This window comes from Rhodococcus sp. 14-2496-1d (assembly GCF_002259365.1).
In the GTDB taxonomy this organism is placed as follows: Bacteria; Actinomycetota; Actinomycetes; order Mycobacteriales; family Mycobacteriaceae; genus Rhodococcoides.
The window spans coordinates 70662-92315 of sequence record NZ_NPFV01000005.1; the positions used below are offsets into that span (position 1 = coordinate 70662).

Annotated in this window: 22 protein-coding genes and 1 tRNA gene; 14 read left to right on the forward strand and 9 right to left on the reverse strand. The window is 64.9% G+C overall.

Annotation, left to right across the window (positions count from 1 at the left end):
• The first annotated feature begins 240 nt into the window (after positions 1-240).
• The 8 genes from CH296_RS02480 to CH296_RS02515 all read left to right on the forward strand — a co-directional run bounded on the left by CH296_RS02480 (position 241) and on the right by CH296_RS02515 (position 6895).
• Positions 241-993: a maleate cis-trans isomerase gene (locus tag CH296_RS02480; protein ID WP_094658686.1), complete on the forward strand. Its 753-nt coding sequence runs from the start codon at positions 241-243 to the stop codon at positions 991-993.
• Positions 994-1021: 28 nt separating this feature from the next.
• Positions 1022-1657, forward strand: a complete 636-nt coding sequence (locus CH296_RS02485) for a VOC family protein (protein WP_032394845.1) — start codon at positions 1022-1024, stop codon at positions 1655-1657.
• Positions 1654-1899 carry a hypothetical protein gene (locus CH296_RS02490; protein WP_032394846.1) on the forward strand — a complete coding sequence of 82 codons (246 nt, stop codon included), beginning with the start codon at positions 1654-1656 and terminating at the stop codon, positions 1897-1899. Before CH296_RS02485 ends, CH296_RS02490 begins: the two co-directional genes overlap by 4 nt.
• Entirely contained in the window at positions 1896-3125 is a 1230-nt protein-coding gene (locus tag CH296_RS02495) for an alpha/beta hydrolase (protein ID WP_094683952.1), read from the forward strand. The genes CH296_RS02490 and CH296_RS02495 overlap by 4 nt, the downstream gene beginning before the upstream one ends.
• Positions 3126-3170: 45 nt before the next feature.
• On the forward strand, positions 3171-4463 hold the full coding sequence (locus CH296_RS02500; protein ID WP_256980312.1) for an MFS transporter: 1293 nt from the start codon (positions 3171-3173) through the stop codon (positions 4461-4463).
• 189 nt (positions 4464-4652) lie between these two features.
• The gene (locus tag CH296_RS02505) at positions 4653-5579 is read left to right on the forward strand and encodes a universal stress protein (RefSeq protein ID WP_143546310.1); all 927 of its coding nucleotides are present in this window, start codon (positions 4653-4655) and stop codon (positions 5577-5579) included.
• Between the two features lie 257 nt (positions 5580-5836).
• Positions 5837-6307 (forward strand): Hsp20/alpha crystallin family protein, encoded by a 471-nt coding sequence (locus tag CH296_RS02510; RefSeq protein WP_179277611.1) that lies wholly within the window; start codon positions 5837-5839, stop codon positions 6305-6307.
• A gap of 114 nt (positions 6308-6421) precedes the next feature.
• Entirely contained in the window at positions 6422-6895 is a 474-nt protein-coding gene (locus CH296_RS02515; protein ID WP_032394849.1) for an SPW repeat protein, read from the forward strand.
• 474 nt (positions 6896-7369) lie between these two features.
• On the opposite strand, the gene CH296_RS28765 is transcribed toward CH296_RS02515, so the two are convergent.
• Positions 7370-7534: a hypothetical protein gene (locus CH296_RS28765; RefSeq protein ID WP_155290795.1), complete on the reverse strand. Its 165-nt coding sequence runs from the start codon at positions 7532-7534 to the stop codon at positions 7370-7372.
• Between the two features lie 165 nt (positions 7535-7699).
• On the reverse strand, positions 7700-10150 hold the full coding sequence (uvrA, locus tag CH296_RS02525) for an excinuclease ABC subunit UvrA (protein WP_094683956.1): 2451 nt from the start codon (positions 10148-10150) through the stop codon (positions 7700-7702).
• A 161-nt stretch (positions 10151-10311) separates the two neighbouring features.
• Here uvrA and CH296_RS02530 point away from each other — a divergent pair, with 161 nt between their 5' ends.
• From CH296_RS02530 to CH296_RS02550, 5 genes are all read left to right on the forward strand, one after another.
• Positions 10312-10590, forward strand: coding sequence for a hypothetical protein (locus tag CH296_RS02530; protein ID WP_045196226.1), 279 nt, complete (start codon positions 10312-10314; stop codon positions 10588-10590).
• A 525-nt stretch (positions 10591-11115) separates the two neighbouring features.
• A complete protein-coding gene (locus tag CH296_RS02535; protein WP_143545343.1) occupies positions 11116-11742 on the forward strand; it encodes a hypothetical protein in 627 nt (208 codons plus the stop codon).
• A complete protein-coding gene (locus CH296_RS02540; protein ID WP_094645536.1) occupies positions 11739-12923 on the forward strand; it encodes a PrsW family intramembrane metalloprotease in 1185 nt (394 codons plus the stop codon). The genes CH296_RS02535 and CH296_RS02540 overlap by 4 nt, the downstream gene beginning before the upstream one ends.
• A gap of 138 nt (positions 12924-13061) precedes the next feature.
• Complete coding sequence (locus tag CH296_RS02545; protein ID WP_094645537.1) at positions 13062-13289, forward strand: hypothetical protein; 228 nt, start codon at positions 13062-13064, stop codon at positions 13287-13289.
• 100 nt (positions 13290-13389) lie between these two features.
• The gene (locus CH296_RS02550; RefSeq protein ID WP_094683957.1) at positions 13390-14571 is read left to right on the forward strand and encodes a lipase family protein; all 1182 of its coding nucleotides are present in this window, start codon (positions 13390-13392) and stop codon (positions 14569-14571) included.
• Between the two features lie 41 nt (positions 14572-14612).
• Here CH296_RS02550 and CH296_RS02555 read toward each other — a convergent pair.
• The 7 genes from CH296_RS02555 to CH296_RS02585 form a co-directional block, all read right to left on the reverse strand.
• Positions 14613-14686: transfer RNA gene (locus CH296_RS02555), tRNA-Leu, on the reverse strand.
• A 44-nt stretch (positions 14687-14730) separates the two neighbouring features.
• On the reverse strand, positions 14731-16182 hold the full coding sequence (locus CH296_RS02560) for a short-chain fatty acid transporter (protein WP_094645604.1): 1452 nt from the start codon (positions 16180-16182) through the stop codon (positions 14731-14733).
• A gap of 116 nt (positions 16183-16298) precedes the next feature.
• Positions 16299-17243 carry a Ppx/GppA phosphatase family protein gene (locus tag CH296_RS02565; protein ID WP_094683958.1) on the reverse strand — a complete coding sequence of 315 codons (945 nt, stop codon included), beginning with the start codon at positions 17241-17243 and terminating at the stop codon, positions 16299-16301.
• Complete coding sequence (locus tag CH296_RS02570; RefSeq protein WP_032395686.1) at positions 17240-17770, reverse strand: DUF501 domain-containing protein; 531 nt, start codon at positions 17768-17770, stop codon at positions 17240-17242. The genes CH296_RS02565 and CH296_RS02570 overlap by 4 nt, the downstream gene beginning before the upstream one ends.
• A complete protein-coding gene (locus CH296_RS02575) occupies positions 17767-18480 on the reverse strand; it encodes a septum formation initiator family protein (RefSeq protein WP_256980313.1) in 714 nt (237 codons plus the stop codon). The genes CH296_RS02570 and CH296_RS02575 overlap by 4 nt, the downstream gene beginning before the upstream one ends.
• A 34-nt stretch (positions 18481-18514) precedes the next feature.
• Entirely contained in the window at positions 18515-19801 is a 1287-nt protein-coding gene (eno, locus tag CH296_RS02580; protein ID WP_008718800.1) for a phosphopyruvate hydratase, read from the reverse strand.
• 87 nt (positions 19802-19888) lie between these two features.
• On the reverse strand, positions 19889-20599 hold the full coding sequence (locus CH296_RS02585; protein WP_373453938.1) for a lytic transglycosylase domain-containing protein: 711 nt from the start codon (positions 20597-20599) through the stop codon (positions 19889-19891).
• A 189-nt stretch (positions 20600-20788) separates the two neighbouring features.
• Between CH296_RS02585 and efeU the strand changes: the two genes are divergently transcribed.
• On the forward strand, positions 20789-21601 hold the full coding sequence (gene efeU, locus CH296_RS02590) for an iron uptake transporter permease EfeU (RefSeq protein WP_373557268.1): 813 nt from the start codon (positions 20789-20791) through the stop codon (positions 21599-21601).
• Positions 21602-21654 lie beyond the last annotated feature (53 nt).

The window sequence follows — 21654 nt, forward strand, 5'->3', positions numbered from 1 at the left end:
CTTAGGTCCGAGTCGAAGACGTTCTGGCGTGTGAGAGCGAGGCACCCTCGAACACTGCTTACGTCTGCGTCGAGTATTCGACGTGACCGACGACATGTCAAGCACGAATGTGAGTGCTGCCACCTCTCTCGTTTCCGTCCGACTCGATACTGCCGTTCACTTCCGCTGGTGGACGCCACTTGACGAATCATCGCAAACGTCGAATACTCGTCATTAACGTCAAGTACCGAAAGGCAGTGCATGAGTATTCACCGTGTGGGCTTGGTCGTACCGAGCTCCAACGTCACCGTGGAAACGGAGATGCCGGCCCTGTTGGCGCGACATCGACAGGCGCGGTTCTCGTTCCACTCCTCGCGGATGCGCATGCAGGCCGTGTCACCGGAGCAACTGCGAGCGATGAACGCCCAGCGAGAGCGGTGCATCCTCGAACTGGGTGATGCCGGGATCGACGCCGTTCTCTATGCCTGCCTCGTCGCCCTGATGGTCGCCGGCCCCGGGGAACACCAACGCGTCGAGGGGTTGGTGGCCGAGCAACTCGCCACGGGCGGATCCGATGCAGCCGTCCGGTCGAGCGCGGGAGCCCTCGTGGAAGGCCTGCGCGCTCTGGACGCGAGCAACATCGTTCTCGTGACGCCGTACATGCGACCACTAGCGGAGAAGGTGGTCGAGTACATCGAGGCCGAAGGTATTCGCGTACTCGATTGGCGTGCCCTCGAAGTCTCCGACAACGCCGAAGTCGGCTGCATCCCTGGCGAACGGGTCATGGACGCGGCCAGATCTTTGGATCTCACCGGTGCCGACGCACTGGTGATCTCCGCGTGCGTACAGATGCCGTCCCTGCCTCTCGTCCAGGCTGCCGAGGACGAGTTCGGGATTCCCGTGCTCTCGGCCGCCACGGCAGGTGCCTACAGCCTGCTCCGTGCGCTCGACCTGTCCGTCGATCTACCGGATGCCGGCTCGTTGCTCCGCGCGGACGCCGTCGTCGCGTCGTAGATCGTCACTTCGTAGAGAGGAAATCTCCATGTCCGACTTGCCACACAAGGTTCGGGGCGTCGACCACGTCGCCTATCCCACGTTCGATCCGGCAGCAACGGTCGAGTTCTACCGCGACGTGCTCGGGTTCCCCGTCGTCCATTCCATCTGCGCAGCGGGGTGGGGACCGGAGAAGCATCCGGACTTCATCCACTTCTTCTTCGACATCGGCAACGATGATCGCCTCGCATTCTTCTACTATTTCGGTCTCGAGCCGTTCGACGGTGGACCACAGGGTGACGCGTATTCACGCTTCGCCGACGACGTACCGATCTTCTTCATCCGCTCGCGTCACCTGGCGATTCACGTCGACAGCGAAGAAGACCTGATGGAGTATCGACGACGGCTCGACGGCAGCGACTGGCCCGTGGAGATGCAGATCCAGCACGAGACGATCGAGTCCATCTACACCCACGATCCCAACGGCTACATGATCGAGCTCACCCGCGCGATGCGTCCGGTCACGCCGCAGGAGGACCTCGACGCGAATCTGACGATCGACGCCCTGATCGACGTCGTTCGCGGACCCGACCCGAGTATGGCGAACCTGTTGACCCGCAAGGCCGAGTTGATCGTCGAGCGTGCGGCCGACTGGTCGGCCGAGAACGAGGTGGGGGTGTCGTGACCACGTTGTACGTCCTCGACATTCCGGAGAACACGACGATCGCGTCGGTTGCGGACATCGATCCGGCCGTGCGCGTGGACCATGTCGGCCCGTACTTCCGCATAGTCTCGGACGGGGACATCGTGATCGATCGTCGGGCGACCGGATGCAGGCACGCAGTCTGGTACAGCAGTGTCTCGGGCCTGTCCGACTCTCGAATCACACAGTGGGACAAAGACGCTTTGCGCGTCGAGGGATCATGACTGCGGCCCGTCTCGGGGCCGGTCGCTACATCGACGCCGCCGAGGCACCGAGCAACACCGTCACCTCGACGCACGAGCTGACCACCGCAGACGGCGCCAAGGTCAGCGGAGTGCTGAGAACGGTTCCCGGTGCCGACGTCGTCGTGGCGTTGATGCACCCGAGACAGGATCTGACGCACCACGTACTGGTGCCCGAACTCCTCGCCCGCGGATACGCGGTGTGGACCCAGGGCACGCGTTCGGTGAACAACGACATCTCCCTGGTACACGAGCAGGCATTGCTCGACGCAGCCGCCGGGCAGGTATTCCTGCGTTCACGGTCGTTCGATCACGTTGTGACGCTGGGACACTCCGGTGGCGGCACCCTGTTCGCGTTCTACCACGAGCAGGCCGGCCTTGCGCCGGAGCATCGACTGACGGCCACCCCGTCCGGTCGGCCGATCGATCTCGCGTCGGCGGAGATGCCGGTGCCGGACGGTGCGATCTTCATGGCTCCGCACCCCGGACAGGGTGCGCTGCTGCTGCGACTGATCGATCCTTCCGTCGTCGACGAATCCGACCCCATGTCCATCGACCCGTCGCTCGATCCCTTCGATGCAGCCAACGGATTCGTCGACGCACCGGAAAGTTCGTCGTATCCGGAGGACTTCGTTCATCGGTATCGCGCCGCGCAGCACGAGCGCGTCGCTCGGCTGGACGCGCTCGCGCGGTCACGGGTCACCGAAGCATCCGAGGCCCGGCGGCGATTCAAGACAAGCGGTGATCCTGCCGACCGTCGAGATGCGTTGGCACCGCGCATATTGACCGTTTATCGTACCGACGCGGACCTGAGATTCACCGACCTCTCGCTCAGTCCGAACGCTCGACCGTACGGTTCGTTGTTCGGCCGTCGGCCGGATCTGACGAACTACGGGCTCGTGGGCTTCGCGCGCTTGTCGACGCCAGATGCGTGGTTGTCGACGTGGTCCGGTCTGAGCTCCAACGCCGACTTCGTCCGGTGTGCTCCGTCGGTGACGGTTCCGTCGCTGTTCGTCGAACTGACCGGCGATCAGGCGTGTTTCCCGGAGGACGCGTCGAGGATGGTCGAGGCTCTCGGCTCGGTCGACAAGACCCGCGTGGCGATCGAGGGCACCCACTTCGGCGGCCCCATTCGCGACGAGGCGCCCACCGGCGCTTCTTTGGCCGCCGCCGATATCGGTGCCTGGTTGTCCGACCACTTCATCTGACCCTCTTGCGAGCGGAAACACATGTCACGTAACACTTTTTCTCCCGTGGTCGCACTCTGTCTGGCGGCGCTGACGCTGGAAGGGTACGACCTTCTGATGTACGGAACGGTGGTTCCGTCGCTCCTGGCGTACGAGCCGTGGGATCTGGATCCGGCGACCGTCGGGGTACTCGGATCGGTGGTGGGAGTCGGCATGCTCGCCGGGGCACTCGCCGCGGGCAGCATCGCGGATCGCTGGGGTAGGCGACGCGCCTTGATCGCCGCGGTCGCGTTGTTCTCGGCCGCAATGGGATGCTGTGCGATTGCACCCTCACCCGAGATCTTCGGAGCAGCGCGATTCGCCGTCGGCGTCGGAGCAGGAGTGTTGATGCCGACCGCTGCCTCGATGCTGATCGAATTCTCCCGACTGGACACGAGAGCACGAACGGTCGCACTGGGATTCGTGGGCACCAGTGTCGGCGGTATCGCGGCGGGGATCCTGTCGCTGTGGCTCGTCCCGGCGTTCGGCTTCCGAGCGATGTTCGCAGCAGGGATGATCCCAGCGTTGTTGATTCTGCCGGCAATGCTCAGACATCTTCCCGAATCACCCGCGTTCCTCGACTCCCGGGGCAGGACGGATGCAGCACAGACGATCTCGACCCATTACGGACTCGAGGAAGCATCGGAGAGTGCCGGTGGCGACCCGACATCGACGGATCGCGGAATCGGCGCGCTGTTCACCGCGAACCGTGCGCGAGTGACGTTGTCCTTCTGGGTGATGACCCTGCTGTGCCTGCTCGTGTTGTTCGGTGTCGCGACCTGGTTGCCCGCTGTCATGAGGTCGGCCGGATACCCACTCGGCGCCGCGCTGTCCTTCTTGCTGGTGCTCAATGTGGGCGGTGCAGTAGGCGCTCTCGGCGGTGCTCACCTGGCCGATCGTTACGGCATCAAACCGGTGACCACCCTTGGATTCCTCTGTGCGGCAGTATCGTTGGCCCTGATCGCGACCACTCCCCCGATCGGCATCGTGTACGTTCTGGTGCTGGTCGCAGGCGTGGGTACGACGGGGACGCAGATCCTGCTGAACACATTCATCGGTGGCTACTACCCCGTGGCCTGCCGGACGACAGGATTGGGCGTCGCACTCGCGGTGGGGCGACTCGGCGCGATCGTCGGCCCCACCTACGGTGGACTGTTCGTCGCCGCCGGTGCAGGTACCAGCACTCAGCTGTTGGCATTCGCCCTGCCCGCAATCATCGGAGCCGCGGTTACGATTCTGATTCCGGCGGGCCGCCGTGACACTTCCGCAGCGGACGTCTCCTCCACCAGGTCGTCCGATCGGTCGCGTCCACGATCGTGAACTCCGCGCAGCAATCCAACCGATTGCATCCGATGACAACTCGGTCTGCCAGAGCATTCTGTTCTCGATCACCTGGACCTTCGAGCGCCTCGGTGCCGGCCGTGACCCGTGCCCAATTCGAGCCCTCTGCAGTGTGAACAGGGTCCGAAGGCCCTGTTTCCGGTCGATCCGACCACCGAGAATCGATGCATGACCAGCTCTGTCGACAATCGAAGGAATCTGACGGTCGTCGGTATCGACGGCTCTGTATCGTCGCGAAATGCTCTGGGATGGGCCGCCGCCGACGCGGTCGGTCGAAACACCACGCTGCTCCTCGTCTATGCAGGCGTGGATCGAGACATCGCACGAGCCGGAGCAGCGAATGCGCACGGCGGTACCGCGTCGGGTGCTCGTGCTCGCGCACGGTCCGCGTTGGCCGCCGCGCGAGTTGTCGCAATGTCCGTTCTGGGTGACGACGCAGACGTCGAGACAGTACTCGAACCCGGACCACCGGACGAGGTCCTGAACGAGTACGCCGACACTGCCCGGATGCTCGTCCTCGGGTCGCGTCGGAAGGGAAGCGTCGCACGCGCAGTACACGGTTCGGTCAGTACCGATGTCGTCACTCACGCCCGGTGCCCCGTTGTTGTCGTTCCGCACGGATTCACCCGAGCAACGACCGTGCCCGACGCCGCCGCAGCTGTGGTGGTGGGTGTGAACGGTTCCCCGAAGGACGACGCAGTCCTCGCCGTCGCTTTCGACCAGGCTTCACGACTCGGGGTCCCGCTGCACGCGGTGCACGCGTACGAGGCCACCGAACCACGCGCCGGGTTCGTCCGACACATCGATCTCGGTCCACGCATTCGTCGGAGTTCTGCCCCGAAGCGTTGGATCGAGCGCCTCGTTGCCTCGTGGTCCGAGAAGTACCCCGACGTCGTGGTCACGACTCATGCGGCACACGACCGCCCGTCACACGCGCTGCTCGAGAACGCGTTCGATACACAGCTCGTCGTGGTGGGTGCATGCAGCCGCGGTGCGACCTCGCCGCTGTTCGTCGGATCGACCAGCCGTACGGTGCTTCGTCGCGCCGAAGTCCCGGTCGTCTTCGTGCCTGCGAACGCCGGACAACCTGGATAACGGCATCCCGACTCACCTGGGCGCATCCTTCGCTCGTGAAACCGGTGCAGCCGAGAAGGCGGCGAACTCGGGGCCCAATCGCAACTGCTCGCTCTTCGAAGTCCCGAGGTGGGCGCGATCCGTTCCCGTTCGTCTTTCGCTTTGTCGGTCAGTGACTTTGGGCTCTACCCGGCAGTTCGTCACGGTGTTGTAGTTGTCAGTGGGTCGGCCCGACGGGTCGATCGAGTACACATTCACGAACACGAGGAGGATGTACGATGACCGTTCTCGCCAACCGCACGCCACTGATTCCGTCGTGGCCGGCGCTACCGGACTGGTCGGACCTGATGGCACGATTCGAGGCCATGCCGCCGTGGAGTGCGCTGGAAGGTCACATGATTCGGGTCGAAGAAACTCTGGAGGACGATCGATACGTGCTCCGGGCGGAGCTGCCCGGTATCGATCCGGAACGGGACGTGGACATCAGCGTGCACGACGGCAAGCTCTTCATCAAAGCCGAACGTGCAGAGCAGAAGACGGAGGGCACGCGATCGGAGTTCCGCTACGGCAGCTTCCACCGCACGATCGATCTCCCTGCCGGAGCGAAGGACGACGCAATCGAAGCCACCTACGACAACGGGATTCTGACGGTCGATGTGACACTTGCCGGATCCGAGCCGGACACGCCTGTCCGCCACATCGAGGTCAGGAGCAACGGGGTCCAACCCAACGGGGTCGGAACCGACTGAGGGTGCCGCCGCCCGTCGGCCCGAACCGTGTAGTCGGGTGAACCGAGGCCTACAGGCGAGCACCGCGGCCCCTGAACATCGACACTCACCTACTCACTCGAAAGGACTCGAACAATGTCCACAACGACCAGTGCGTCCATGCACGCACATCCCGACATCGCTGCACTGCGCGATCGCTACGACGCGGTGTTCAACAGGCCCGTGGGACAAGTGACAGATGGGCTGCTACTGCTGGCCGGTCTGTACGCGGCGAGCTCGGCCTGGATTCTCGGTGTCGCGCCGCTGTCGAGTACAGCCGCCGACGGCCGTGCCGCGTTCGCCATGACCAACCTGATCACCGGTTCTGCGATCGCAGTCCTCGCGCTTGCACTCGGAGCCGCGTACGGACGAATCCACGGGGTGTCCTTCGTGGTGCCGCTCCTGGGGATCTGGCTGATCGTGTCCCCGTGGATCATCGCCGATCTCGAGCGCACGAACGGCATGATCTGGTCCAACGTACTGGTCGGAATCGTCGTGCTCGGGCTCGGCGCAGTTGCAACGGCCATGGGCACAGGACGCTTCACGGGTATGCATCGCAGCGGACGGTAGCCGTCCGCGCGGAACACGAGAACGCCGAGCCTGTCGGGTTCGGCGCTGTCGTGTATCGACCGTGTACCGACGCCACCGGAGGGCACCGGGCCGACCGATAGCAGCGAACGACGCTACCTCTTCCCGCGCGCGGAGGCACCGAATCGACATTCGTACCCATCGCGATCATCGGCTTCCTGCACGGGTGGTGTCGGCCGACGGGAGCGCGCGGGACCGATGACGCTCTCCCACCACGGCTCGAGCGGACTAGGGTCGCGCCAGACGACGTCCGGTACGGGATCGGCTCGCACAGAATCGAACGATCCAGAGTTGTGCATCGGGCACCTCCGTCGAAAGATCGGGCGGCGAAGACGGGTGTATCCACAGGATCGTCCGGGCCGGCAGGAGGAAAAAGAGCACAAAGTCCCCATTCGCGGAGGTCCGGGCATGGACCGTCCCACCCGCTGCGGTGTCAGACCGGCCCGAGTCGCCCGCTCACTGTTGCCATCCCGAACCGACATCGGTCAGAACCAGCACACACTGTGCGGCCGCCAACAGTCCGAAAGCGACGATCAACAGCAGCGGCGCGCCCACGAACAGGCAGGTCACGAACAGTCCGGAGACCACGACCAACTTGACGAGCGAAGGCGGCGGTTCCATGGCATTCCCCCACGGTCGATTCTGCGTCTTACTGTGACAAACCACGATGGCATCCACACTGCGGTTTGTAGAGAGCACAAAGACCATTCATGGACTCGACTCGCCCGCGGCACACGCATAGACAAACCACGCCCCGAGACTCAGCGGTGAGGCTGCTGCTCGGGCTCAACGCGACGCGGCGACAGTCCCGGATCGGAGCCGTCGGGCCAGATACGGTCCCGTGATGCTGTCCGGGGACGACGCGACTTCGGCGGGCGTTCCGGTAGCGACGACAGTGCCCCCGTTGTCGCCGCCGCCGGGACCGAGATCGATGACCCAGTCGGCGGAGGCTATGGCATCCAGGTCGTGTTCCACCATCACCACGGTGTTGCCTGCATCGACAAGCAAGTGCAGCTGGCGCATGAGCAGGGCGACGTCGGCGGGATGGAGCCCTGCGGTCGGTTCGTCCAGTAGATAGAGGGCAGTACCGCGACGGGTGCGCTGCAATTCGGTCGCGATCTTGATGCGCTGCGCCTCGCCGCCGCTCAGCTCGGTGGCGGGCTGGCCGAGTCGAAGGTAGCCGAGCCCGATGTCGTGCAACGTCTCCAGACTGCGGGACACTCCCGCGATATCGGCGAAGAACATCGCTGCCTCGTCCACCGACATGTGCAGTACCTCGGCAATTGTCTTGTTGCGCCAGGTTATTTCGAGAGTTTCCGGGTTGTACCGGTCACCGTGGCAGGTGGGGCAGGGGCCATAGGTGCCGGGGAGGAACAGCAACTCCACTTCGACGAAACCGTCGCCCTGGCACGTGGGGCATCGTCCGTCCGCGACGTTGAAGGAGAACCGTCCGGGTGCCCATCCGCGGGCCTTGGCCTCGTCGGTGGCGGCGAACAGTTTGCGGACGACGTCGAACATTCCGACGTAGGTGGCCAGTGTCGATCGGGGGGTTCGGCCGATAGGGCGTTGATCCACCCGGACCAGGCGGGTGAACGACTCGATTCCGGAGACCTCGGCCACGTCGACCTCGATCTGTGCGTCATCGTCGTCTGTCGCGGTCTCGAGTCGGTGGCGCGCCACCTCGAACAGGACCTGGCTGACCAGTGTCGACTTCCCGGAGCCCGACACACCCGTCACCGCCGTCAGGACCGCGCGAGGGAACTCCGCCGTCAACTCCCGCAGATTGTGCCGGGTGACCCCGGCCAGAGTGAGCCAGCCCTGGGTGGGGCGCGCCTGCCGCTGCACGGATTCCGCTCGACCGAAGAGGTGCCTGCTGGTGACCGACTCCTCGATCTCTTCCAAGCCTGCGACGGGGCCGCTGTACAGCACCCGTCCGCCGCCCTCACCGGCCGCAGGTCCGATATCGACCACCCAGTCGGCGCGCCGGACCACGTCCATGTCGTGTTCGACCACGAACAAGGTGTTTCCCGACGCCTTCAGCTGGTCCAGGACGTCGAGCAGCGGCTCGGCATCCGCGGGATGCAGTCCGGCGGACGGTTCGTCCAACACGTACACCACCCCGAACAGACCCGACCGGAGCTGAGTGGCAATTCGCAACCGCTGCGTCTCGCCGGGCGACAGAGTCGTCGAGCTACGCCCGAGCGCGAGATATCCCAAGCCCAAATCGAGCAACACGTCGATCCTGGCCAGCAGATCTGCGGTGATGCGTACCGCCACCTCCGTGGTCTCCCCCGACTGTTCGGCAATGGGGCGCAATAATGCGGCAAGTTCTGTCAGCGAGAGCGCATTGATCTCGGCGATCGACCGGCCGGCAATGGTGACGGCCAGCGCGTCGGCGCGCAGTCCGCTGCCGGAGCACATCGGGCAGCGAACGGTTTCGGTGAATTGCAGAGCGCGTTCTCGCATGCGCTCGCTGTTCGAGTCGGTCAGAACGTGCATGACATGGCTGCGGGCGCTCCAGAACTTACCTTCGTAACTGTGGTCGACTCGTCCCTCCTCCGGTTCGATCCACACCTTGGGGTGCTCGTCGGTGAACAGGAGCCACTCCCGGTCCTTCTTCTTCAGCGTGCGCCACGGCACGTCGATGTCGATCCCCATGCCGGCGACGATGCTGCGTAGGTTCGCCCCCTGCCAGGCACCCGGCCACGCCGCGATCGCGCCCTCCCGAATGCTCAGCGACGGGTCGGGAACCAGCAATTTCGTGGTCACATCATGGAACTCGCCCAAACCGCCGCATCGCGGGCAGGCACCGGCGACGGTGTTGGGTGAGAACGCTTCCGCCGGGAGCATGGGCGCACCGTCGGGATAGGTACCGGCCCGGGAGTAGAGCATGCGCAGCAGGTTCGACATCGTGGTGATGGTGCCGACGCTGGAGCGCGAGCTGGGCGACCCCCGGCGTTGCTGCAGCGCAACGGCCGGGGGAAGGCCGGTGATGGACGCGACATGAGGTGCGCCCACTTGCTGAAGCAGGCGGCGGGCGTAGGGGGCCACCGACTCGAAATAGCGTCGCTGCGCTTCGGCGTACAGGGTGCTGAAGGCCAGTGACGACTTTCCTGACCCCGACACCCCCGTGAACGCGACAAAGGCATTGCGGGGTATGTCGACATCGACAGCTGCCAGGTTGTGCTCGGTAGCGCCGCGCACACGGACGTACCCGTCCCACGTTGAGTCCGTCACCGAACGAGCCTAGCTGGCTCGCTCGGCCCGAGAGCACAGAAGCGACGAGATGCAGTGCATCGGTGCCATCGTGCCTCAGCGTATATCGAGGGTATCTTTTCGGTAGGTCTGCTCGTCGCGCCGTATGCGACGAGTACGAAGACCGCACAGAGGGAGGCGGCATGGCCGAGGAATACAGCACACGGCCGCTGTTTCGCAACGGTGCCGGCAGTGCCGCGATGATCCTGGGCATCGTGGCCCTGGTCTGTGCGTTCGTACCTTTCATCGGCGACTTCGTCGCTGTCCCAACAGGTGTCGCCGCCGTCGTGTGCGGATGGGTCGGGGTGAGCCGGGACGAGAAGGGCATGGCGACCAACGGCCGCGAGGCAATGATCGGCGCAGCTCTCGGAGGCACGGCCATGTTCGTGGTGTTCGTGGCATACGCTGCCACCGTCGTGTGAACGGTGACGGAAGGCGAGTAGTGCCACGAACAGATTCGTTGCTTGCAGGCCTGGCCACCGACCTCATATCAGCGTGCCGATCACGCCGGACCGAAGAGTCGAGGCACTGGAGCGTCCATCGACGAACCGCATCGACATTCGTCACCATCGATGTGAATTCGGTGCCCTGTGCCGCCGGACTCCACAACCGCGCAACGAATTTCGGATCCGACGGTCCCGGAACAGCTTTGCAAGAGACGATGCCGACGCCCCATCCCGAATTCGCGCCGTGATCGAGCAATCTTCCGGTTCGATCGCGGAGAATCCGGTTTCGGTCTTTTTAGCTGATTAACGGCAAGAAGACAGGCCGACTCCGAATATCATCGACCCAGAAGTAATACGTGTTGGGCTTATCAGGATGCCGCGCAACCGAAACAAGCCATCGCACCTCTACGGCCTTGCTTTGCTCGTCGAACTGTCTTCGAATTGCTCCGCCCCCGAGGTACGCGTCACGCCGTGATCGACACCGAGGGCCGAGGAGTAACTGTGACACAAATTCTTGCTGCGAGACAACGACATCGGGTCCCGGCCGAGCACCGTGTGCTCGGTCTCGACCGTCGCACGTTTCCACCGGCACTCTTCGTCGTCGCGATCTTCGTCGTCTTGACCGTGATCCTTCCCCGTGTCGACGCGGCCATCGGCTGGGACGACCCGGTTCTCGCCGGTGAGCAACTCGCGCTGACGGACTCCATCGTCTTCACACCGACCACCGGCTGGGATGTCGAGGCCGGCTTTCGTGTCGACGACGAAAGCCGTCGTTCCGGTGACGCCACCGTCGCCGGGAAGGGCGTCACGTTCCAGGTCTCGTCGGACACGTTCGAGGGCACACCGGATGAATTGCTGGATCAAGTGGAGAAAGTCACCTCCCGCACCGACGACCCGACCTTCAGAGTCGACGGCGACAGGACCACTCTCACCACGACGTCAGGCGAGAGCGGTGTCGCACAGCCATACAGCAGCGTGACCGGCGACGGTGTGGTTGCAGCATTCGTCATCGCCGGCAGGGGGCTGAAGATCACCGCCTACGGGCCTCCCGCTCAGATGACCGCGGCCGTCGACAACATCCAGACCATGATCGCCAGCATCCGGACCGTCGACAGGAACAACTCATGAGCGAGACCGGCACCGACACCACACACAGCTCCGAGGCCCGCCAACGGCAGGCCAGAGCAATGGAGATCTCCGGCTGGGGTGAACGCTTCCACTTCGTGCAACCCCACAATCTGTGTTTCTGGGTGTTCGTCGTGCTGACCGGCATCGGCGCGTTCCAGGTGTGGGCGTACTTCGCACCCAAAACCGGGTTGTACGCCGACGCCTTCGCGATCTCGGCAGTGCTGTGCGGATTGTGCGGGCTGGCGTGGTTCGCTTGGTTCCGTCATATCGACCGATGGGAACGCCAACCGGGCCGACTCATCCTCGCCGCGCTCCTGTGGGGCGCAATTCCGGCCACCTTTGCATTCGCCCTCACCGCGAACAACGCAATGATCAGCATTTACAACAAGCTTTTCGGTCAAGTGTGGAGTGCCAACTGGGCAGCCGGAGCCACCGCACCGATCACCGAAGAGGCCGCGAAGCTGTGCGGATTCATACTCCTCATGAGCCTTGCGCCGCGGTTGATTCGGACCGCGAACGACGGTCTGATAGTCGGCGCGTTCATCGGGCTCGGATTCGCGATCTTCGAGGACTTCCTCTACGCCGCCAACTCCACAGCTCAGGCCTTCGGTACCGATCCGGTCGACCACGCCGTACAGATGTCGTTCACGCGCATAGCGGTCAGCTTCGTTTCCCACCCGCTGTTCAGCGCCCTCGTCTGCACCGGTGTCATCTACATCCTCGGCACGGCGGCCCAGCCACGCCGGATCGGCCGCGGTGTGGCATTCGTATTGGTCGGAATGTTTCTGCACTTCACCTGGGACGACGCCGGCGGTCTCGGCCGAGGCGGCATCCTCACCTTCCCCGTCATGCTCGGCTCCATCGTGCTCGGGTTCACGGTCTTGACGATCGCGTTCCGGCGAGCAGCACCGCGCGAGTACCAGTTCGTCCGCGACATCCTCGCCCCCGAAGTCGAAGCAGGAACCGTGACCGACGCCGAGGTCGACGGCATCCTGGACAAGAAAGCGCGCAAGGCGTTCATCAAGTCCGCGCCCCACCACAAGTCCCGTCGAGCACGCAAGCACCTACGTCGGGCAATTCTCGACCTCGCGCATGACTTGGCCCATGACAAGGGATCGGACACCGAGGCCGTGCGCCACTCTCGCTCGGAAGTCGAGCGGTTGCGCGTCAAGGCCGGCTGACCCACCGCCGACCGAAAGCACGGCCTGCAGGTCGTCACTGTGCCTCCGGGCCTGGAGGTCCGCCACGACTCGCCCGCCCCCCCCGGTTCATCCCGAGCAACACGAGTGCTGCCGCCGTCGCCGTGAAGGCGAAGCCCGGTGGTTCCACGGCGCCCCAATTCAGATCGATGGTCGACGCTGTCCGCGCGCGTCATTGTCGTCTCTGCCTGCGAGAGCAAGGTGCACAACAGTTCTCGTGCTGCCGACGCTGTCGGGAAGGTTCTCCCGAACGCACACACCGTCGTCCTGACCGGCTGCAGTCACCACATGCTGCCGATGCTGTCGGCCGGGGAGCTCGGTGCCGTGCTTCTGAGCGCCCGGCACTGACACCTGTTGTCGGACTTATCCAATATTGCGTTCACCGACCGCCGCGCACTGTACGGTGACCGCGGGGATGGGTGCGGCTGTAGAAGAATGTCGGGGGATCATGACTGTGTTCGGTGTGCTCGATCGCGTATTGACTCGACGACTGCCCCTGGAGCCTCCGGACGATCCCCATGCCGCGATCCTTCCGACCCCGATCGACAACGACGCCTTCTTCCTCACCCCTCCCGGCATCGAGGACCTCGCACCCGGTGCGGTGATCCGGCAGCGCACGACCCGCGGTCTGGTGCCCCGGCCGCGAACCGCCATGCATCAGTTCATGGTTCGGTCGACCGACGCGCGGGGTCTCCCCGCCGGCGTCACCGCCTCGCTGCTGATCCCGAAGCGGCCGTGGACCGGGCGCGGACCGCGGCCGGTCGTCGCCCACAACGTGGCCATCGATTCCCTCGGAGCCAAGAGCACGCCGTCGTACCGGCTCGTGCACGGTGTCGGTGCCGACCTCCCGCCGGTGATGCCGCTCTGGCTCGCTCGCGGATACGCCGTCCTCGTCGCCGATCACCAGGGTCCGCGGATGTCGTACTCCGAAGGCACGATGGCCGGGCATGCCGTCCTGGACTCGCTACGCGGGATGACGGTCGTCGCCCCGGAGCTCGCCGACAGCCCAGTGGTGGCCTACGGCTACAGCGGCGGCGCGATCGCCACCACGTGGACCGCGCAACTGCAGCCGAGGTACGCGCCGGACGTGAGGTTGGTCGGTGCCGTCGCCGGTGGAACGCCCACCGACTTCTCGATGCTGCTGGACACCATGAACGGCACCGTCGCGGCCGGCCTGCTGGGCGCGGCGAGCATGGGTCTCGCGCGTGAGCACCCCGAGATGGTGGAGTTGTTCGGCCCGAAGGCGCTGCTGTTGGCGTCCTGGGTCAAGGACATGTCCGTCCTCCCCCTGGCCCTGGGCGGGCTGGTACGCATGCGAATCGAGGACTTGGCGTCCGAGCCCGACCCGTTCGACTCCGACATCGCGCGGCGGGTGATTGCCGCGAACCGTCCGGGTGCCGATGCGCCGTCGGTGCCGGCCGCGTTCTTCCACGGTTCCGCGAGTAAGTGGATCGGCGATCGCTTCATCCCCGAGGCCGGCGTGACTGCCCTGATCGAGCAGTGGCGCAGCAAGGGCGCCAACGTGCACTACGAGCCCGTGGCAGGCGACCACTTCATCGGCGCCATGACCGGGCTACCATTCGTGTTAGGTTGGACCGCAGGGCAATTCGCCGCCAACGGTTCGGGTTAGCTCGCCGAAGCAACATAGCGCTGTGACCTACGGAAATGCGGTGCCCCCAGTCGGACTCGAACCGACACTGTGCGGATTTTAAGTCCGCTGCCTCTGCCAATTGGGCTATAGGGGCCACCGCCGGCCATGTGCTCCAGCGGTGACGATCATATCGGGCTGCTACTGGGCCGGAATGACCGGCGGCACGAAGTCGAAGGTCATACCGAGGAGCCACACGAGCAGCAGGACCACCGGGAAGTGGAAGATGAACTGCAGGAACGTGAATCCGATCAGATCTCGCGCTCGCAGGCCCAGGACGGCCAACAGCGGCAGCATGAAGAACGGGTTGATCAGATTCGGCAACGCCTCGGCCACGTTGTAGATCTGGACGGTCCAGCCGAGGTTCATCTGCACGTCGGTCGCCGACTGCATCACGTACGGCGCTTCGACCAGCCACTTGCCACCGCCCGAGGGAACGAAGAGTCCGAGGACGACGGTGTAGATCGCGATGACCACCGCGAAGCCTCCACCGGACCCGATCTCGGTGAAGAAGGTCGCCAGATGCTCGGAGATCGTGACGCCTCCCCTGCCCTCCGCTTTGGTCAGCATGGCCGCCATCGCGGCGTAGAGCGGAAACTGCACCAGGATCCCTGCCGTCGCGGGAACTGCCTTGCTGACCGAATCGAGGAAGCGCCGCGGGGTGCCGTGCAGCACGAGCCCGAGCATGAGGAACACCAACAAGTATCCATTGAGACTGCTGACCACCGACAGCACCGGCAGCGTCAACAGTTGGGAGACAAGCCATCCCAGGGTCATTGCGCCGACGAAGAGCGGAAGAACTCTGCTGTACTCGAGCCACTCGCCCGGTCGACTGCGCGGAGCAGGCTCGGCGACGGTGTCGTCGAGATCGACCTTCATGTCTGCGGCAGTCTTGATCGCGGCCCCCTTGGGAGCGGACACGTGCGCGATGACGACCGTCAACACGATGATGATCACGCACATCAGCAACGACTGCCACGTGAAGATGGTGGTTCCGAAGTCGAGTACACCGGTGACCGAAAGCAGCGTCGCCGGAAGCGAACTTGCCGTCGCCTGCAACTGCGCGGCCGAGGAAGACATTCCCAGCGCCCACACGGCTCCAAGTCCCATGAATGCTGCCGCCCCCAGTGCTCGGTAGTCCGTCCTCAGATCGTCCCGCCGCGCGATGGCTCGGGCGAGCAGACCGGCGAACACCAAGCTCAGACCCCAGTTCAGGAACGACACCGAGCAGGACAGCAGTGCCACGAAACTGACTGCGCTGCTTGAACTCTTGGGCACCTGCGCCAACCGTGTGATCAATCTGGCGACCGGTGGAGAGGTGGCCACGACGTAGCCGGTGAGAACGACCATCGCCATCTGCAGGGTGAAGGCGGTCAGGTCCCAGAAGCCGTTTCCGAACGCGTCGACCACATTCTGCGGAGACGACCCGTTCGCGAACGCAGCGACAGCCACGACCACCACACCGACCAGAGCGAAGATGTACGCGTCGGGAAACCACTTCTCGGTCCCCTTGGCGAGCGCTTGCGCTACGCGGGCCAGCCCTTTCTCGGCCGGTGCCTGGTCGGCCGCAGCCTGTTCGGCGGGTGACGTCATCGGTGGTCCTCACCTCGAAGGGAGCCGTGACGTGGGCCACAGCACCTGTAAGGCTTCACCGAATGACGCAGCGATGCAACCGACATCGCCGCAGACCGCCTCTGCAGAAATGCAGATCAGATCTTGATGGACATCGCGATGCCGTCGAGGATGTCGTGCTCACTGACCGTCAACGAGCTCACGGCACCGCGTCGCTCGAACTCCTCAGCCAAGACGCTGCACACGATTGCACCGCCGCCGATGACGTCGACCCGTCCGGGGTGCATGGGGCCCAACGCGCTTCGCTGCGTATGCGTCATGCCGATCAGTCGCTCGCACACCTCGAAGAGCTGATCGAACGGCACTCGCGAAAGATGCACGGCGTCGGCGTCGTACTCGGGCAGTTCCTTGGCGATGGCCGCGATGGTCGTCATCGTGCCGGCCACCCCCACCCAGCTCGACGCGTCACCGATCGACACTTCCTCGAACGCCTCCGCCAACTTCTCGCGGGCGTACTCACGCGCACCGTTGATCTCGTCGACGGTGGGCGGGTCACTGTGCAGGAACCGTTCGGTGAGGCGTACGCAGCCGATGTTGGCCGAGAACGCGGACTTGACGCCCTTGGCGTCGCCCAGCACGAGCTCGGTGGAACCGCCACCCAGATCGACCACCAGGAAAGGCCCTGCCGCAGCGTCGAGTTCACCGACTGCACCGGCGAACGACAGTCGTGCTTCCTCGTCGCCGGTGATCACTTCGGCCTCGGCACCGGGGATGACCCTGCCGAGCACCTCACGCACCATCGAGAAGAAGTCCTCTCGATTGGACGCATCCCGAGTGGCCGAGGTGGCGACCATCCGCACCGCTGTGGCACCGGTCTTGCGAATGATCTCCGCGTACTCGACCAATGCCACGCGGGTGCGCTCGATCGCCTCGGGTACGAATGCTCCGGTGGCGTCGACGCCTTGCCCGAGCCGTACCACTCGCATCTCGCGAGCGACGTCGGCGAGCGACTTACCGTTGTTGTCTGCGACGAGCAGGCGGATCGAGTTGGTGCCGCAATCGATTGCTGCAACCCTGGTCATTGCTTCTCCGCACGTAGTTCTTCGATGGTCGGCCAATCGGCCGGAATTGCCTTGCCGCGCAACGAGTTCTCCGCTGCCAACGCAACCGACTCGTCACCCAGCGGGTTGACGCCCGGACCCTTGGCCAACGAATGCGCGATGAGCACGTGCAGGCACTTGACGCGATCGGGCATACCGCCGCCGGTGAAATCCGTTCCGAGAGATTCGATCTCGTCACGCTCTGCCAGATACGACTGATGTGCGCGCAAGTATGCCGCGGCCAGTTCGGGATCGGTACCGAGACGCTCGGTCATCTCCCGCATCACCCCGGCCGATTCCTGTCGACTGGCCTCGGCCGTCAGCCGCGGATCCGTCAGATAGAACAGAGTGGGAAAAGGCGTGCCGTCGGGCAGCTTCGGGGCGGTTTTCACCACACCCGGCCTGCCGTCCGGAGATCGGTATGCGATCTCGAGTACGCCACGCGGTTCACGTCCGAGCTGCGCTGCGACCGCATCGAGATCTTCCTGCGAGACTGCCGAGGAATTCACCCGACCGGTCCTCCTTCTGGTTCTGGCACCGCCGGCGCGGCCGGTGCGGGTTCTGGCTGTACGAGTGGCATGGGTGCGGACGTCGGCTCCGGGGGTTCGTTCGATCCCTGCGGCTGGACGGCGGTGTTCCACAGTTCGGTGAACCACGGTCCCGTCGGCGTGTTGTCCACGGCGAGGTCCGCGGAGCTCGGCGAGTAATCGCCGGGCAACTGCACCTGATACGGCGTCTCCCCCGGCATGACGAAACGCAGGCGTTCGCGAGCGTCGGCCGTAATGCGGGACGGCTCGTCGAGCTGCGACTTCTGGGTCTGGAGCGCGTCCACCTCGTCCTGCAGGGTCTGACGCTCGGCCAAGACGGACTCGAGCTCACTGCGTTGCGAGAAATACGTACGCAGCGGCACGGCCAGCGTCAACGCCAGCGCGCACACCACGACACCGAGGATGACGGCTCGGCCGGTGGACAGTCCGAAGAACGTCCGCTCGGGCATCTTGGGTCGACGAACACCGACGCGCCGGGGCGCGGCCTTGCCGCCGACCACGGCGTCGCGCGCCTGATCCGAGGGTTCCGGTGGGGTGGCCTGCCGGCCGGAGGCATTCTCCTCGCGAGAGACGCCCCCGGCCTTGGACCGACTCGATGTGGAGGACCGGCCGCGGGGTCGGGGATCACGTCCACCTGGACTGGTCCCGGACCTGCCGCGCCGTGCCATCATTCACTCTCCACTTCGTGCCATACGTGCCTGTTCGCTATCCCTCGTAATTGAACCGGGGGAAAGACAACTCGCCGGCGTAACGCGCCGCGTCGCCCAGAGCTTCTTCGATACGCAGCAACTGGTTGTACTTGGCCACGCGCTCGCTTCGAGCCGGAGCACCGGTCTTGATCTGGCCGCTGCCGACAGCAACTGCCAGGTCAGCGATGGTGGTGTCCTCGGTCTCGCCGGACCGGTGGCTCATCATCGTCTTGTAGCCGTTGCGGTGCGCGAGATCGACGGCGTCGAGGGTCTCGGTGAGCGTGCCGATCTGGTTGACCTTGACCAGCAGCGCGTTGGCCGCACCCTTGACGATGCCGTCTTCGAGACGCTCGGGGTTGGTGACGAACAGATCGTCGCCGACGAGCTGAACCTTGTCGCCGATCGACTCGGTGAGGGCAACCCAGCCGTCCCAGTCGTTCTCGTCGAGCGGATCCTCGATGGAGACCAGCGGGTAGGCGTCGACGAGCTCACCGTAGAAGGCCGACATCTGCTCGGCGGACTTGGTCTCGCGCTCGAAGGCGTAGCCGGTGCCCGCGGTGTAGAACTCGGTGGCCGCAACGTCGAGCGCGAGGGCGACGTCCTGTCCGGGCTTGAGGCCGGTCTTGCCGATGGCCTCGAGGATCAGGTCGAGGGCAGCCTTGGTGCCGGCGAGGTCGGGAGCGAAGCCACCCTCGTCACCGAGGCCGGTGGACAGACCCTTGGCCTTGAGTACGGACTTGAGTGCGTGGTAGACCTCGGCACCCCAGCGCAGCGATTCCTTGAACGTGGGTGCACCGATCGGCGCGATCATGAATTCCTGCACGTCGACGCCACTGTCTGCGTGTGCGCCACCGTTGATGATGTTCATCATCGGGACCGGCAGGATGTGGGCGTTCGGGCCGCCGAGGTAGCGGAAGAGCTCGAGGCCGGTGGACTCGGCCGCGGCCTTGGCGACGGCGAGCGAAACACCCAGCAGGGAGTTCGCGCCGAGGCGAGACTTGTCGGGCGTGCCGTCCAGATCGAGCAGAGCCTGGTCGACGGTGCGCTGCTCGATGGCGTCGAGGCCGATGACCGCCGGTGCGATCTCGTCGAGGACCGCGTTGACTGCCTTCTCGACGCCCTTGCCGCCGTAGCGGTCTCCGCCGTCACGAAGCTCGACGGCCTCGTGCTCACCGGTGGATGCGCCGGAGGGAACGGCTGCACGGGTCAACGTCCCGTCGTCCAATGCGACCTCGACCTCAACCGTGGGGTTGCCACGGGAATCGAGGATCTCGCGAGCTCCGACCTGCTCAATGATGGCCACGAATGCTTCTCCTAGTAACGGGGACCGGCGGACTGTGCCGGGTGCAAGACTAGCCGCTTCCCGGTGCCTCCCGCGATGCACGGAGATCTACGGCCTGGTGCCCACCGAGTACGCGGCCGCTCGATCGCGCACGTCCCGCAGATACTGACCCGACAGGTTGTACGCCATCAGCGCGCTCTCCCAGCCCTGCGCCGTCCGCAGATCACCGCCGCGGGCGCAGAGATAACGCGCCGCCGTCAGCGCGGCGTCGTCGATGTTGTCCGGATCGGCGACGCCGTCACCGTTGGCATCGACGCCCCACTTCTTCCAGGTCTCGGGAATGAACTGCATGGGGCCCATGGCCCGATCGAACTCGGTGTCGCCGTCCATGACGCCACCGTCGGTGTCCGGAATCTCGGCGACGCCCGGTCCGCCGTCGAGCGGGATTCCGCGAATCGGCGGTGCGACGAGACCGTCGGGTGCCACCGACGAGCCCTGGTACGTGCCGTGGCGACTCTCGATGTAGCCGATGCCGGCGAGTGTCGTCCACGCGATTCCGCAGTCGGCGTCCGTCTCGGTCATGATCGCCGCAGCGTGCCCGTACGACGCCAGGGCGGTCACCGAGATGCCCAACGCGTCGGTCTGGGGTTCGGCCCACGCGAGCAACAAGTCGGCCGTGCGTCCGGGCGCGTTGAAGTCGATGGCCGGTACTTCCGTGCCGGGTCCGGGCGGGATGCCCTCGGGAATCTCGCGTTTCGGTTCGCCGGTGCCGCACGCCGTCAATGCAAGAAGGAGCGACGCTGTGGCGAGCACGCAGATACGGGAGATCACCACTCCATCCTGCACACGCAAGGTAATAGAAAGCTAAAGGCCGAGATAACCCCTGGTCAACGCGTGTTCGGGTTGGGTTGCAGGGTGTATGTTCTGGGCAGCCTTCATTCATGAGGGTCGCCTACCCTTTGCGAGGGAAGGCGTACCAATGTTCGACGCATCACAGGAGCATCACCCGTGTCCACAGTCGTTCTCGCCGCCAGTTCAGCGCCGTCGATCGCCACCCAGATGTTCGGTAGTGGCTTGATCGGCCTGCGCGAAGGGCTCGAGACCGGCATCGTCGTGATGATCCTCGTCGCGTTCCTCGTCAAAGCCGAACGACGCGACGCGCTCAAGTGGGTCTGGCTCGGAGTCGGCCTGGCCGTCGCCATGGTCGCCGCCATCTTCTTCGTGATCCACTACGGCACCTCCACCGTCACCGGACTGACCGCCGAAATAATCGCCGGAGCCGCCTCGCTCGTGGCCGTCGTCATCGTGACCGCGATGGTGCTGTGGATGCGCACCGCCGCCAAGAACATCTCCGGCGAACTGCGGGCGAACATGGAGAAAGCACTCACCGTCGGCCCCGCCGCAGTACTCACGCTGTCCTTCTTCGCCGTCGGGCGCGAAGGCGTCGAAACCGCATTGCTCATGGTCGGCTATGCCGAGAACACCAACGGCAGCCTGTGGCCACTGCTCGGACTCCTGCTCGGCATCGTTGTCGCCGCCGTGCTGACGGTGTTCCTGTACTTCGGTGCCGTCCGCATCAACTTCGCCGTGTTCTTCAAGTACACCGGCATCTTCCTGATCGTGGTAGCCGCCGGAATCCTCGCCTACGGCATCCGCGCACTGCAGATCGGCGGCCGCTGCCCGGCGGCAGCGCAGTCGCCTTCGACATCAGCGCTCACTTCGACGCCTCGAGCTGGTACGGCACCGTGCTCGGCGGCATCTTCAACTTCCGTCCCGAGCCCACTGTTTTCCAGGCGATCGCGTGGGTGCTCTACATCGTGATCGTGTTGTTCCTCTTCCTCCGCCCGGTCCGCGTTCCCGCGGCTCCCGAGCCT